This window comes from Jannaschia seosinensis (assembly GCF_001408515.1).
In the GTDB taxonomy this organism is placed as follows: domain Bacteria; phylum Pseudomonadota; class Alphaproteobacteria; order Rhodobacterales; family Rhodobacteraceae; genus Jannaschia; species Jannaschia seosinensis.
In genome coordinates, this window is sequence record NZ_CYPR01000203.1 from 40319 (window position 1) to 52186 (window position 11868).

General features: G+C 70.1%; 14 protein-coding genes. 8 read left to right on the top strand and 6 right to left on the bottom strand.

Translation table 11 applies throughout. From position 1 onward, the window contains the following. Positions 1-19 precede the first annotated feature (19 nt). On the bottom strand, positions 20-1081 hold the full coding sequence (locus JSE7799_RS15395; RefSeq protein ID WP_055664400.1) for an MBL fold metallo-hydrolase: 1062 nt from the start codon (positions 1079-1081) through the stop codon (positions 20-22). Between the two features lie 79 nt (positions 1082-1160). Next, on the bottom strand, positions 1161-2831 hold the full coding sequence (locus JSE7799_RS15400; protein ID WP_055664401.1) for an acyl-CoA dehydrogenase family protein: 1671 nt from the start codon (positions 2829-2831) through the stop codon (positions 1161-1163). Positions 2832-2903: 72 nt separating this feature from the next. Here JSE7799_RS15400 and JSE7799_RS15405 point away from each other — a divergent pair, with 72 nt between their 5' ends. The 3 genes from JSE7799_RS15405 to JSE7799_RS21160 all read left to right on the top strand — a co-directional run bounded on the left by JSE7799_RS15405 (position 2904) and on the right by JSE7799_RS21160 (position 4913). After that, the gene (locus tag JSE7799_RS15405; protein ID WP_055664402.1) at positions 2904-3857 is read left to right on the top strand and encodes an L-threonylcarbamoyladenylate synthase; all 954 of its coding nucleotides are present in this window, start codon (positions 2904-2906) and stop codon (positions 3855-3857) included. 37 nt (positions 3858-3894) lie between these two features. Beyond that, positions 3895-4668, top strand: a complete 774-nt coding sequence (locus JSE7799_RS15410; protein WP_055664403.1) for a protein-disulfide reductase DsbD domain-containing protein — start codon at positions 3895-3897, stop codon at positions 4666-4668. Between the two features lie 101 nt (positions 4669-4769). Next, positions 4770-4913: a hypothetical protein gene (locus JSE7799_RS21160; RefSeq protein ID WP_186201975.1), complete on the top strand. Its 144-nt coding sequence runs from the start codon at positions 4770-4772 to the stop codon at positions 4911-4913. A gap of 3 nt (positions 4914-4916) precedes the next feature. On the opposite strand, the gene JSE7799_RS15415 is transcribed toward JSE7799_RS21160, so the two are convergent. Then, entirely contained in the window at positions 4917-5384 is a 468-nt protein-coding gene (locus tag JSE7799_RS15415) for an NUDIX hydrolase (protein ID WP_055664404.1), read from the bottom strand. A gap of 245 nt (positions 5385-5629) precedes the next feature. On the opposite strand from JSE7799_RS15415, the gene JSE7799_RS15420 reads away from it, so the two are divergent. Beyond that, positions 5630-6166: a CBS domain-containing protein gene (locus JSE7799_RS15420; protein WP_055664405.1), complete on the top strand. Its 537-nt coding sequence runs from the start codon at positions 5630-5632 to the stop codon at positions 6164-6166. 82 nt (positions 6167-6248) lie between these two features. Here JSE7799_RS15420 and JSE7799_RS15425 read toward each other — a convergent pair whose 3' ends face one another. Both JSE7799_RS15425 and glyA read right to left on the bottom strand, forming a co-directional pair. Further along, positions 6249-7271, bottom strand: a complete 1023-nt coding sequence (locus JSE7799_RS15425) for an aldo/keto reductase (protein WP_055664406.1) — start codon at positions 7269-7271, stop codon at positions 6249-6251. Then, on the bottom strand, positions 7268-8575 hold the full coding sequence (gene glyA / locus JSE7799_RS15430; protein WP_055664407.1) for a serine hydroxymethyltransferase: 1308 nt from the start codon (positions 8573-8575) through the stop codon (positions 7268-7270). The genes JSE7799_RS15425 and glyA overlap by 4 nt, the downstream gene beginning before the upstream one ends. 128 nt (positions 8576-8703) lie before the next feature. Here glyA and JSE7799_RS15435 point away from each other — a divergent pair, with 128 nt between their 5' ends. Then, on the top strand, positions 8704-9354 hold the full coding sequence (locus JSE7799_RS15435) for an SGNH/GDSL hydrolase family protein (protein ID WP_055664408.1): 651 nt from the start codon (positions 8704-8706) through the stop codon (positions 9352-9354). On the opposite strand, the gene JSE7799_RS15440 is transcribed toward JSE7799_RS15435, so the two are convergent. After that, a complete protein-coding gene (locus JSE7799_RS15440; protein ID WP_055664409.1) occupies positions 9351-9728 on the bottom strand; it encodes a c-type cytochrome in 378 nt (125 codons plus the stop codon). The two genes, JSE7799_RS15435 and JSE7799_RS15440, sit on opposite strands and share 4 nt — an antisense overlap. A gap of 143 nt (positions 9729-9871) precedes the next feature. On the opposite strand from JSE7799_RS15440, the gene JSE7799_RS15445 reads away from it, so the two are divergent. The 3 genes from JSE7799_RS15445 to JSE7799_RS15455 all read left to right on the top strand — a co-directional run. Beyond that, on the top strand, positions 9872-10324 hold the full coding sequence (locus JSE7799_RS15445) for an RbsD/FucU family protein (protein WP_055664410.1): 453 nt from the start codon (positions 9872-9874) through the stop codon (positions 10322-10324). A gap of 1 nt (position 10325) precedes the next feature. Continuing rightward, positions 10326-11246: a ribokinase gene (locus tag JSE7799_RS15450; protein ID WP_055664411.1), complete on the top strand. Its 921-nt coding sequence runs from the start codon at positions 10326-10328 to the stop codon at positions 11244-11246. 71 nt (positions 11247-11317) lie between these two features. Continuing rightward, positions 11318-11868 (top strand): FAD-dependent oxidoreductase (locus tag JSE7799_RS15455; RefSeq protein WP_186201976.1); only part of this gene is annotated, 551 nt, incomplete at its 3' end.

Here is an 11868-nt window from a genome sequence, read left to right on the forward strand (position 1 = left end):
CCGCCCCGCAGGCAAGCGCTCAGGGATGTGCCGCCCGAAACACCCAGACGCCGTCCTCCCGCACCTCGCGCGTGGCGCGTCCGGTCAGCCACAGATGCTGAAGATGCGCGATCGCCTCGAAGAAGGCGAGGCCGTAGAGGTCGCCGGACACGTCGCGCTTGAACAGCGGCGCGAAACATTCGCCGCCCGTGCGCGGCTGCTCGGCCAGATGCGCCTGAAGGCGGTCGAGTGCGGCTTCGTGGTTGGTCCGCAGGGTTTCCATCCGCCGGGGCAGCCCGCGATACGGCGTCTTGTGACCCGGCAGCACCAGGTGATCCGGCCGCGCCAGCGGGGCGAGTCGGTCGCAGGCCGCCAGCCAGTCGCCCACCGGATCGCCGTTCAGCTCCGTCGGATAAAGCCCCAGATTGGGCGAGATCCCGGGCAGAAGCTGATCGCCGCCGAGCACAAGGGCGCCGCCCTCCTCGTAGAGAACCGCATGCTCCGGCGCGTGGCCGTCCCCGCGCGCCACGCGCCAGCGCCGCCCGCCGAGCGTGATTACCTCGCCCTCGGCAATGCGGGTGAAGCCGGTCGGCATCGGGCTCACGATGTCGGAGAAGTTGAACGGCCGCTCCGCCCGCCGCTTGTCCAGCACATCCGGATCCATCCCCCAGCGATGGCAGAAGGCGATGGTCTCGGGGGTGTACCGCTCCTGCACGTCGAGCGTCAGCATCCGCGCCATGAGCCACGACGTTCGCGTCGTCAGAAGCTCCGCCCCCCGCGATTGCAGCCAGCCGGCAAGGCCCACATGGTCGGGATGGTGATGCGTCACCAGAACTCGCGTGATCGGCCCGCCGCCCAGCGGCCCCGCGATCAGCGTCTCGACGATGGCGCGCGTCCGCTTGGTGTCGAAGCCGGTATCGACCATCGTCCAGCCGTTCTCTTCGCGCAGGAAGAACACGTTGACGTGGTCGAGCGCCATCGGCAGCGGGAGCCGCGCCCAGAGCACGCCCTCGGCCACCTCGGTCACGGTGCCTTCCTCGGGCGGAACCTCCCAGGGGAATGTCAGCCCGGCATAGCTGTCGGGGATCTCGATGTCCTTCATGGGGTGCCCGCGTCCTTCCTTGGGTTCGGGATGTTGCGCGGGTGGGGCGGTCCGGGGGCCGACCCGCCCGATCGCCGCGTCAGGCCGCGATTTCGTCGGCGCTCAGGGCAAAGAGTTCGTCTGCGCCGGAGCGCGCCTTGGCCATCTCGGCACGCGCCTCCGGCAGGAACCGGCCCCGTGCGAAACGCGCCAGATGCGCCCGCGCCGGATCCGCCGCCGCGGCCTTGAGGTGGTGGTGCGTCCCCAGAACGCGGGCGAAGGCGGCAAGGTAGGATACCGCCCCCGCGAAGCGGTCCTGCATATCCTGCGCCACCATCCACTCCGTCAGGTCGCGCAATTCGTCCACCGCCGCGCGCAACGCCGCATCCTCGGTCGCGCCCATCTCGTCGAGCAGGGCGAAGGCCGCCGCGCCGCCATCCATCAGCTTGCGCCCCACGAGGTCCATCGCCTGGATCCCGTTCGTGCCCTCGTAGATCGCGGTGACGCGCACGTCGCGCAGGAATTGCGCCGCGCCCGTCTCCTCCACGAAACCCATGCCGCCATGGACCTGTATGCCGTCGCCCGCGACCTTGATGCCGGTATCCGTGCCGAAAGCCTTGGCGATGGGCGTCAGGAACGCACCCCTTGCACGCCACGCCACGTCGCCTGTCGCCTTCGCCATGTCGAGCGCCACGGCGCATTCCATCGCCAGCGCCCGCACCGCGAAGGTCTCGGCTTTCATGCCGAGGATCATGCGCCGCACATCGGCATGCTCCAGGATCGAGCCGTCCGGCACGCGCGTCTTGCCCTGCTTGCGGTCGAGGGCATAGCCGATCGCATGCTGAAGCGCGGCTTCCGCGACGCTGAGGCCTTGGACGCCCACGCCGAGGCGGGCATTGTTCATCATCGTGAACATCGCCGCCATGCCCTTGTGCGGCTCACCGACCAGCCAGCCGGTCGCGCCGTCATATTCCATCACCGCGGTGGGCGAGCCGTGCAGGCCCAGCTTGTGCTCGAGCGATACGACACGCAGGCTGTTGGCCTGTCCCGCATTCCCGTCCGCATCCGGCAGGCGCTTGGGGACCATGAACAGGCTGATCCCCCTCGTCCCCTCGGCCGCATCGGGCAGGCGCGCGAGGACGAGGTGACAGATGTTCTCGGCGAAGTCGTTGTCGCCCCAGGAGATGTAGATCTTCTGCCCCGTCACCGCATAGGTTCCGTCGCCGTTCGGCTCCGCCTTCGTGCGCAGCGCTCCGACATCCGATCCGGCCTGCGGCTCCGTCAGGTTCATCGTCCCGCACCATTCGCCGGAGACGAGCTTGGGGATGTAAGTTTCCTTGATCTCGTCGGAGGCATGCGCCTCCAGCGCCTCGATCTGGCCCTGCGTCATCAGCGGGTTGAGCTGCAGCGCGAGGCAGGCCGAACCGATCATCTCGTTGACCGCCATGGTCAGCGCGATCGGCAGGCCCATGCCCCCGTGCGCGGGGTCGGCCGACATCCCGATCCAGCCGCCCTCGGCAATGGCGCGAAAGCCGTCGGCGAAGCCGGGCGAGGTGCGCACCACGCCGTTCTCCAGATGCGCGGGATGCTGGTCCCCCTTGCGGTTGAGCGGCGCGAGCACGTCATCGCACATGCGCCCCGCTTCGGTCAGGATGGCATCCACGGTTTCGGGCGTGGCCTCGGCAAAGGCCTCGGTCGCGGCGACGCGGTCGAAGCCCGCGACCTTGTCAAGAACGAAGCGCAGTTCGGATACGGGTGCGCGATAGGGCATCGGGGAACCTCCCATTCGGGGCGAGGACGGGATAAAGGCTGACGTGAACGAAAGGTTAGGTCAGGGGGCGGCATGGTCGCAACCGAAACACGGCGTCACGAAGTCGCGGAGGCGGCGGCGCTCCTGCGCCGCGGCGGGCTCGTCGCCTTTCCGACCGAAACGGTCTACGGCCTCGGCGCAAATGCCACAGACGGGCGGGCCGTGGCGCGGATCTTCGCGGCCAAGGGGCGGCCGTCCTTCAACCCGCTGATCGTGCATGTCGCCGACCTCGCGGCGGCGGAACGGCTGGCCGTGTTCGACGATGTGGCGCGCCGCCTGGCCGAGCGTTTCTGGCCCGGTCCGCTGACGCTCGTCCTGCCGCTGCGGGCGGGGCACGGGCTGTCGCCGCTGGTGACGGCGGGGCTCGATACGGTGGGCCTGCGCGTGCCCGCCGCGCCGTTGGCGCAGGCGCTCCTGGCGGCGGCCGGCGTGCCCGTCGCGGCGCCCTCGGCGAATCCGTCGGGGCGCGTCTCGCCGACGCGGGCCGACCACGTCCGTGCGGGGCTGGGCGACGCGGTGGATGCGGTTCTCGATGGCGGGGCCTGTGCGGTCGGGCTCGAATCGACGATCCTGCGCACGCGGCCCCTGACGCTCCTGCGCGAAGGGGGGCTTGCCGCCGAGGAGATCGAGGCCGTGACCGGGCCGCTCGAACGCGACGTGACGCCCGGCCGCGTCTCCGCCCCGGGACAGCTTTCGTCGCATTACGCGCCGGGCGTGCCCGTGCGGCTGGGCGTCACCGTGCGGGCGCGCGACGCCGTGCTGATCGGATTTGGCCCGGTGGCGGGGGATCTGACGCTTTCGACTTCGGGCGACGTGGTGGAGGCGGCGGCGGCGCTGTTCGATGCGCTGCACCGGGCGGACGCGCTGGCCGCCGCGCGCGGGGCCGCGCGGATCGACGTGGCGCCGGTGCCCGAGGCGGGGCTGGGCCGTGCGATCAACGACCGCCTGCGCCGCGCCGCGGCGCCGCGCGCGCTGCCGGAAGCGTGATTTTCCGTTCCCGCCCGGGCGCGCTACCTTCTAGCCGATGTTCCGTCTGCTCCTCGTCCTTCTGATTCTCCTGCCCCTGCCGGCTGTGTGCGAGCGGCAGGACATGCGCGACGCGATCCGGGTCGAGGTCCTTCCCGGCTGGCGGAGAGAGGACGGCATCCACGTGGCGGGCCTGCGCGTCCGGCTGGCGCCCGGTTGGCGGACCTATTGGCGCAGCGCGGGTGCGGCGGGCATCTCGCCGCAGATGGATTGGCGCGGCTCGCGCGGGGTGCGCTCCGTCACGCCGGCCTGGCCCACGCCGACCCTGTTCCGCACCGCCGGGGCCCTGTCGATCGGCTACCGGGAGGATTTCATCCTGCCCCTGCTCGTGGCTACCGGAAACGGGAAGGCGCGGCTGGAGGGGCGGCTCGATATCGGGGTCTGCGCCGATATCTGCCTGCCCGCGCGTCTTCATGTGGCGGCCGATCTGCCCGTGCGGGGAACGCAGGATGCGCGCCTCGCGGCGGCGCTGACGGACCGTCCGCGCGTCATCGCGGCCGCGGCGCATTGCTCGCTGGCACCGACGGAGGACGGGCTGGCGCTGACGGCGCGGATGGACGTGCCGCGTCAGGGCGGGGCGGAGGCGGTGGTCTTTGAGCTACCCGACCCGAAGATCTGGGTCACGGATGCGGCGACCGCCCGCGACGGCACCACCCTTGTGGCGCGGTCGGAACTGATCGGCGAGGCCCCGCTTTCGGTCGATCGATCGCGCATCCGCATCACCGTGATCGGCACCGACGGCGCGGTCGAATTGCGCGGCTGCGCGGGTTGAAGATCATGTTCGGCCAAGGGTTTTTCGCCGCTGCGGCGGTTTGACTCTTGAAGCCGGCCGGGGGGCAGGCCACTTCTATACGTGTAAGAAGGAGATATGCGATGTCTGGCGGAAAGCGTAACATTCTCGAAAAAATCGCGGATGCCGTGACGGAAAAACTGTCCGATCTGCTGGGCGCGCTGGCGCCGCAGCACGATGCGATTCCGGTGCCGGTCCGTCGCGATGAGCCGCGCCGCCCGCGCTGATCTTCAGGAGGCCGCCGCGCGCAGCATCGCGCCCGCGACGGGGGCCTTCTTGGGCTTGACGCTCAACGACATCAGAAGCTCCGACAATTCCGGCTCGGCCACGAGGTTCGCGGCCTTGCGCAGCGGGAACCACTTCCGGCGGCGCTCCTTGCGCTCCTTCCAGTCGTCCTTCTCGCGCTCCACGACCATAGGATAGACATGCACGATGCAGGGCTGACGCGTTCCGTCGTCGAGCCGCTTGTCGTAGCTGTAGCTGCCGAAGGATTGGCGCGCGATGTGGCCCTTGACGCCGGCCTCCTCCATCGCCTCGATCGCGGCCGCGGCCCAAGGCTTGATGCCCTTCATAGTCCAGCCCTTCGGCACGACCCAGCGGCCCGTATCGCGCGACGTCACCATCAGGACCTCGACCTTGTCGTCATCGCCCCAGCGGAGCGGCAGGGCGGCGATCTGCTCTCTCACCTTCAGTTTCATGTCTCGTACCTGATTTGTCGGCGTCTTCACTGCGCCGTCTTTCTTTTTATTTCATTAACTTGGTAAAATAACATGGCCGCGGGGATCTGGCAATTCCAACGGTATACGGGCGGTGGCGGGCCGAAATCGTACGATGCAGTTCAGTGGCCTGTGCGGTTTTGCCCCGCCCCCTTCCGCAGCTTTGCGCATTTGCACAGCTCCGCTTGGTTCTACGTCCTGCTGCGCACAGCGAAGGAGACACGCCGATGGCCAGCACTGATCGTACCGGAACGCGCCTGATGGACCGCCCGGAATACCGCAGCAAACCCAAGCCCCTGACCCGGGGACCCTACGTGATCGTGGCGGAGGCGGTGGTCGAGATGGCGGATCTCAACTACGGCTCCGTCATCGTGGTGGACAAGGACGACATGGTGATCGGCGTCGTCACCGAACGCGACATCATGAAGAAGATCGTCGGCAAGGGGCGCGATCCCAAGACCACCAAGCTGTCGGAGATCATGACCGCCGACCCCCGCCTTGCGCGCGAGGACGACGACATGCTCGACTGGCTGCGGATCATGTCGAACGAACGGTTCCGCCGCCTGCCGGTCGTCGATGGCGAGGGGCGGATCAAGGCCGTTTTCACCCAAGGCGACTTCGTCAGCTACACCTGGCCCGAACTGATGGGGCAGATGCGTTCGATCGTGAAGGCGCAGGTCGCGGGCAATTTCCACTATATCCTGATCGGCGGGGCGATCCTGATCTATGCGCTGGCGATGGTGGTGGTCCTGTCGGTTGTTTGACCTGGTCCCGGAGGCGTCCTGCGGCGATTACCCATGGGTAATTGCCGCATCTCACTGATTTCGTTCACATTTAAACTGGGGATCAGCCAGTCGGCGCATCCTGCCGCATCAACCCCTCCGCCTTGAGTTCCGACCAGAGATCCTCCGGCACATTCGCATCGGCGGCGCGCAGGTTCTCTTCCACCTCGCTCACGCCCTGACCGCCGGGGATCACCGACAGGGTGCAGGGATGCAGCAGCGGGAACTGGAACGCCGCATCCACGAGGCGCGTGTCGTGGCGGACGCAGACGGCCTCGATCCGGGCGACGCGGTCGCGCACCTCCTTGTCGGCCGGCTCGTAATTGTACCAAGCGCCCTCGACCGGGCCGGTGGCAAGGATGCCGCTGTTGTAGGGACCGCCGATGACGATGCCGACGCCGCGCGCCTCGCAGAGCGGCAGGAAGGTATTCAGCGCCTCCTGCTCCAGCAGCGTATAGCGGCCGGCAAGGAGGAACAGGTCGAAATCGCCGCGGTTGAGCAGCGTCTCGCAGACCTCCCACTCATTCACGCCCGCGCCGAACCCCTTGATGACGCCCTCGTGGCGCAGCCGGTCGAGCGCGTGATAGCCGCCGGCCATCAGTTGATCGACCTTGGCATCCACCGCCTGCCGCGAGCCCTGATTTGGGACGTCGATGTCGTGGGCGAACAGCATGTCGAGGCGTGACACGCCCAGCCGCTCGAGGCTGTGCTCGACGGAGCGCATGACGCCATCATAGCTGTAATCGTAGATTTCGCGCCGGGCGGGGACGTCGAACCATTTGCCGATGCCGTCGCGCGTTTCTTCGGTGGCGGGGGCGAGGATGCGCCCGACCTTGGAGGACAGGACGTATTCGTCGCGCGGCTTGCCCCGCAGGAAGCGATTCATCCGCGTCTCCGACAGGCCGAAACCATAGAGCGGCGCGGTATCATAGTAGCGTACCCCGCCGTCCCAAGCGGCCTCGAGCGCGGCATGCGCCTCGTCGTCGGAAATCGCGCGGTAGAGATTGCCGAGGGGCGCGGTGCCCATCCCGATCTCGGTCAGGGTAAGGCCGCCATTGCCGGTGCGGTCCCAGTGCCGGGTCTTCATGTCGTCTCCTCCACATAGCGAATGTCGTCGAAGCGGGCGCGCAGGGCGGCCGTCTCCGCCGCGATCTCCTGCGGGTCCTCACGTAGCGCGCGCGCCAGAAGGGCCATCAGCGCGGGCGCATCGTCGGGGGTGACCCCGCGTCGGGCCAATTCGGGCGTGCCGAGGCGCAGGCCGTTCATGTCGCCCGCCACCGGGGGCAGGGGCAGGCCGATGCCGGAGGCCAGAAGCCCCGCCGCCTCCAGCCGCCTCGCCATGCGCTGGCCGCCGCCAAAGGGGCGCGCGTCGAGCGCGAATTGATGGCTCGTGGTCGCGCCGCGTTCTGCGGCGAAGACGGGTAGGCCCTCGGCAGCGGCGGCCTCGGCCATGGCGCGGGCGAGGTCCACCATCGCGGTGGCATAGGCGCGGCCATGGACGCGCCAATCCTGCAACGTGACGCTCAGGGCCGCCGTCTTGGCCACGTCGAAATTCGCGGTCAGGCCGGGAAAGGCCACGGCTTCCAGCCGCTGCGCCACCTCCGCGTCGTTGGCGACGATCAGACCGCTTGCCGGGCCGCCGAGCGATTTGTACGTGCTCATGGTGATCAGATGCGCGCCCTCGGCGAGCGGGTTCGGCCAGGTGCGCCCGGCGATCATGCCGCATAGATGCGCCGCGTCGAACATCAGATGCGCGCCGACCGCGTCGGCGATCTCGCGCACCTCGGCGATGGGGTGCGGGAAGAGGTTGAGCGACTGGCCCAGCGTGATTATCCGCGGCCGCACCTCGCGCGCCAGATCGCGCAGGGCCGCGGCATCGACGGTGTAGCCCTCGGCATCCACGGGCGCCTCGTGGATGCGCAGACCGAACAGACCCGCGCAGCCCGCCGCGTGGTGCGTGACATGACCGCCGATGGCGGCGGGCGGCACGATGATCGCATCGCCCGGCCGGGCCAGCGCCATGAAGGCCATCAGGTTGGCCATCGCCCCCGACGGCACCCGCGCCTCGACATGGGGCGCCTCGAACAGGTCGGCGGCGAGGCGGGCGGTGATCGTCTCGATCTCCTCGATCTCGGTGAGGCCCATCTCGTATTTCTCGCCCGGATAGCCGAGGGACGGGCGGCTGCCGATACCGGAGGAGAGAAGCGCCTCCGCCCGCGGGTTCATCACGTTCGCCGCCGGGTTGAGGTTGAAAGCACGTTCGTCGTGGGTCGCGCGCGCGGCCGCGGCCAGCGCCTCGATCCGGGCGGCGGGATCGGCGGGCAGGGGGATCGCGTCGATCCGTGCGCTGGCGGCCGCGGGCAGCCATGGGCGGGGGGCGAGGTCGGTCATGGGCGCGTCCTTCGGTGTCTCGCCCGCCATCTGGCCGGTTGCGGCGGTGCGGGTCAACGCATGCGGGCCGCGTGACAGGACCGGGCGGCGCCGCTACCGTCCGCGCAGCAGCCGCCAGGAGCCTCGCCATGCCGACTTCCCCCGTCATCCTCGTCTTCGGTGACAGCAACAGCCACGGGACCATGCCGCTGTCGCGACTGGGCGCGGTGGACCGCCACCCGCCGGAGGCGCGCTGGCCCGAGGTGATGGGCCGGGCGCTGGGTTATCAGGTGATCGTCGAGGGGCATCCGGGACGCACGACCGTCCATGACGATCCAATCGACGGCGCGCACAAGAACGGGGTGCGCGCGCTGCCCGTGGCGCTGGAGAGCCAGCGGCCCGTGGACCTCGTGATGATCATGCTGGGCACGAACGATTGCAAGGCGCGGTTCGGTCTGCGCGGGTGGGACATCGCGGCCTCGGTGGGAAAGCTCGCGCAGATGGTGATGGCGTCGAATGCCGGGCCGGACGGCGGCGCGCCGGGCGTGATGCTGATCGCCCCGGTCCCGGTGAAGGAGGCCGGCGTGCTGGCCGAGATGTTTCAAGGCGGCCCCGCCCGTTCCCGCGCCATCGCGCCCGCCTTGCGCGAGGAGGCGGAGCGGCTGGGCCTGCCCTTCTTCGATGCGGGCCGGGTGGCGGCGGTGGATCCGGCGGACGGCGTGCACATGGACGCCGCCGCGCAGGTCGCGCTTGGCATGGCTCTGGCCGAGGCGGTGCGCGGCGTCCTGCCCGTGCCCTAGCCCTGGATCGCGCGGAGGAACTCCGACAGGGCCAGCAGGTCGGCGGGCACCGGGGTGCCGAGGCCGTCCTGCTCCACGATCACGGTCGGCCCCATATCCGCCGCCCCGAATTCCGGCATCACCGCATCCGGGTCGCCGTGACGTCCGAGGCCGTCGATCTGCGCCATGACGCGCATCGTGGGAAATTCGCCGCCCGCGCGCGCCGTGATGGCGGTCAGGTCGGGGCCGACGCCGCCGGTGCCGTCCGCGCCGTGGCAGGCCGCGCAATCGGCGGCGAAGAGCGCGGCGCCCCGCTCGACATCGACGCGCGGCTCGGTCTCGGCGGCCTGACAGGCGGCGAGGGCGAGGGGGAGGAGGGGGACGAGGCGGCGCATGATGTCTCCGGTCTTTCTGCTCGGCCGCAGCCTAGACCCGTTGCCCCCCGATGCGCCATGCCTCTCCTGCACTCCGGGGACAATCGGCACCGGCTTGCCGCGCCGCGCCGCGCGCCCTAGCGTCCGGGATGGGAGGAGACGCCATGCTCAAGGGGATCGATCCGCGGCTGGACGCGGATATGCTGCACGCGCTGCGGGCGATGGGGCACGGGGACACGCTCGTGCTCGTGGACGCGAACTTTCCGGCCCTGTCGATGGCGCGCGACACGGTTTTGGGCGCGCCGCTTCGGATCGACGCGCCGAGGCTGGCCGATGCGGCGGAGGCGGTGCTGTCGCTGATGCCGCTCGATACCTTTGTGGACAATTTCGCCGCCCGGATGCAGGTCGTGGGCGCGCCCGACGCGCTGCCCGACCCGATCGCCGAGACGCAGCGGGTCATGGCGGATGCGGGCGAGGCACGGGTGATCCCGCAGGTCGACCGCTTCGCCTTCTACGACCTCGCCCGCGCGGCCTTCGCCATCGTGCAGACGGGCGAGCGGCGGCTTTATGGCAACGTGATGCTACGCAAGGGCGTGATCCCGCCCGAGGAGGACTGACATGGGGCATGTGGCGATTTTGGGCGTGTTCGTCGCCGACACCGCCTTTCGGGCGGGGCGGATGCCGCGGATGGGCGAGACGATCCTGGGCGACAGCTTCGCGCTCGGCCCCGGCGGCAAGGGCAGCAATCAGGCGGTCGCGGCCGGGCGCGCCGGGGCCGAGGTCCATTTCGTCGGCCGGATCGGGCGCGACACGTTCGGCGACATGGCGATGGCGGTCTGGCGCGACGCCGGTGTGACGCCAGCCGTCGCCCGCGTGGAGGAGGCGACGGGCGCGGCCTTCATCTTCCTCGACGCGGCCAGCGGCGACAACGCGATCATCGTCTCGCCCGGCGCGGCCGGAGGGATCAGCGTCGCGGATGTGGAGGCTCGGGCCGACGTGATCGGCGGCGCGGCCGTCTTCGTGACCCAACTGGAGCAGCCGATGGCGCCGGCGATGCGCGCGCTGGAAATCGCGCGGGAGGGCGGCGCGGCGACCATCCTCAACCCCGCGCCCGCGGCGGACCTGTCGGACGAGATGTTGGCCCTGTGCGACTACGTCACCCCCAACGAGACGGAGGCCGAGGCGCTGACCGGAATCGCGGTGACCGACCTCGACGGTGCGTGGGCGGCGGGCAATGCGCTTCTGGCGCGCGGTGTGGCCAAGGCGGCGATTCTGACCCTCGGCGCACAGGGGGTGCTCTACCACTCCGCCGATCGGTCGGAGCATGTGGCGGCGTTCGACGCGGGTCCGGTGGTCGAGACGACGGGCGCGGGCGACGCGTTCAACGGCGGCTTTGCCTGCGCCCTGGCCGAGGGGCGCGACCCGGTGGAGGCGGCGCGTTTCGCCTGTGCGCTGGCGGCGATCTCGGTGACGCGGCCGGGGGCGGCGGCGTCGATGCCCACGCGCGCCGAGGTGGACGCGCTCCTCGCGGGGGCGTGAACGGGCGGCCTTATACTTTGGCGGCTCTGCGGCCTATGACGGGCCGGAGAGACAGCGCGAAGAGGTAAGTCTTGCGACACGACATTCCGATCACCCGCGACGCCGTGCTGGTGGGCGGGGGGCATACCCATGCATTGGTTCTGCGGCGCTGGGGTATGGATCCGCTGCCGGGGGTACGGCTGACGCTGATAAATCCCGGGCCGACGGCGGCGTATTCCGGGATGCTGCCGGGGCATGTGGCGGGGCATTACACGCGGGACGATCTCGATATCGACCTCGTGCGGCTGGCGCGGTTCGCGGGGGCGCGGCTGATCGACGGGGCGGTCACGGGGATCGACGCGGCGGCGCGGGTGCTGCGGGTCGGGGCGCGTGAGGTGCCGTACGACGTGGCGGCGCTGGATGTGGGCGTGACGTCGCAGATGCCGTCCATGCCGGGCTTTGCGGAGCATGGCGTGCCGGCCAAGCCGCTGGGCGCCTTCGCCGCGCGGTGGGACGCGTTCTTGTCGCAGGGCGCGAGCGGCGCGGTCGCGGTGATCGGTGGCGGCATCGCGGGGGTGGAGCTGTCGCTTGCGGCGGCGCATGCCCTGCGCGCGCGGGGCCGGGAGCCGCGCGTGACGGTGAT

Bases quoted from the DNA above. Each gene is read 5' to 3' on its own strand.
- JSE7799_RS15395 (WP_055664400.1), bottom strand. From the start codon at position 1,081: ATGAAGGACATCGAGATCCCCGACAGCTATGCCGGGCTGACATTCCCC.
- JSE7799_RS15405 (WP_055664402.1), top strand. From the start codon at position 2,904: ATGGTCGCAACCGAAACACGGCGTCACGAAGTCGCGGAGGCGGCGGCG.
- JSE7799_RS15415 (WP_055664404.1), bottom strand. From the start codon at position 5,384: ATGAAACTGAAGGTGAGAGAGCAGATCGCCGCCCTGCCGCTCCGCTGG.
- JSE7799_RS15410 (WP_055664403.1), top strand. From the start codon at position 3,895: ATGTTCCGTCTGCTCCTCGTCCTTCTGATTCTCCTGCCCCTGCCGGCT.
- JSE7799_RS15450 (WP_055664411.1), top strand. From the start codon at position 10,326: ATGGGGCATGTGGCGATTTTGGGCGTGTTCGTCGCCGACACCGCCTTT.
- JSE7799_RS15400 (WP_055664401.1), bottom strand. From the start codon at position 2,831: ATGCCCTATCGCGCACCCGTATCCGAACTGCGCTTCGTTCTTGACAAG.
- glyA (WP_055664407.1), bottom strand. From the start codon at position 8,575: ATGACCGACCTCGCCCCCCGCCCATGGCTGCCCGCGGCCGCCAGCGCA.
- JSE7799_RS15435 (WP_055664408.1), top strand. From the start codon at position 8,704: ATGCCGACTTCCCCCGTCATCCTCGTCTTCGGTGACAGCAACAGCCAC.
- JSE7799_RS15425 (WP_055664406.1), bottom strand. From the start codon at position 7,271: ATGAAGACCCGGCACTGGGACCGCACCGGCAATGGCGGCCTTACCCTG.
- JSE7799_RS15420 (WP_055664405.1), top strand. From the start codon at position 5,630: ATGGCCAGCACTGATCGTACCGGAACGCGCCTGATGGACCGCCCGGAA.
- JSE7799_RS15445 (WP_055664410.1), top strand. From the start codon at position 9,872: ATGCTCAAGGGGATCGATCCGCGGCTGGACGCGGATATGCTGCACGCG.
- JSE7799_RS21160 (WP_186201975.1), top strand. From the start codon at position 4,770: ATGTCTGGCGGAAAGCGTAACATTCTCGAAAAAATCGCGGATGCCGTG.
- JSE7799_RS15440 (WP_055664409.1), bottom strand. From the start codon at position 9,728: ATGCGCCGCCTCGTCCCCCTCCTCCCCCTCGCCCTCGCCGCCTGTCAG.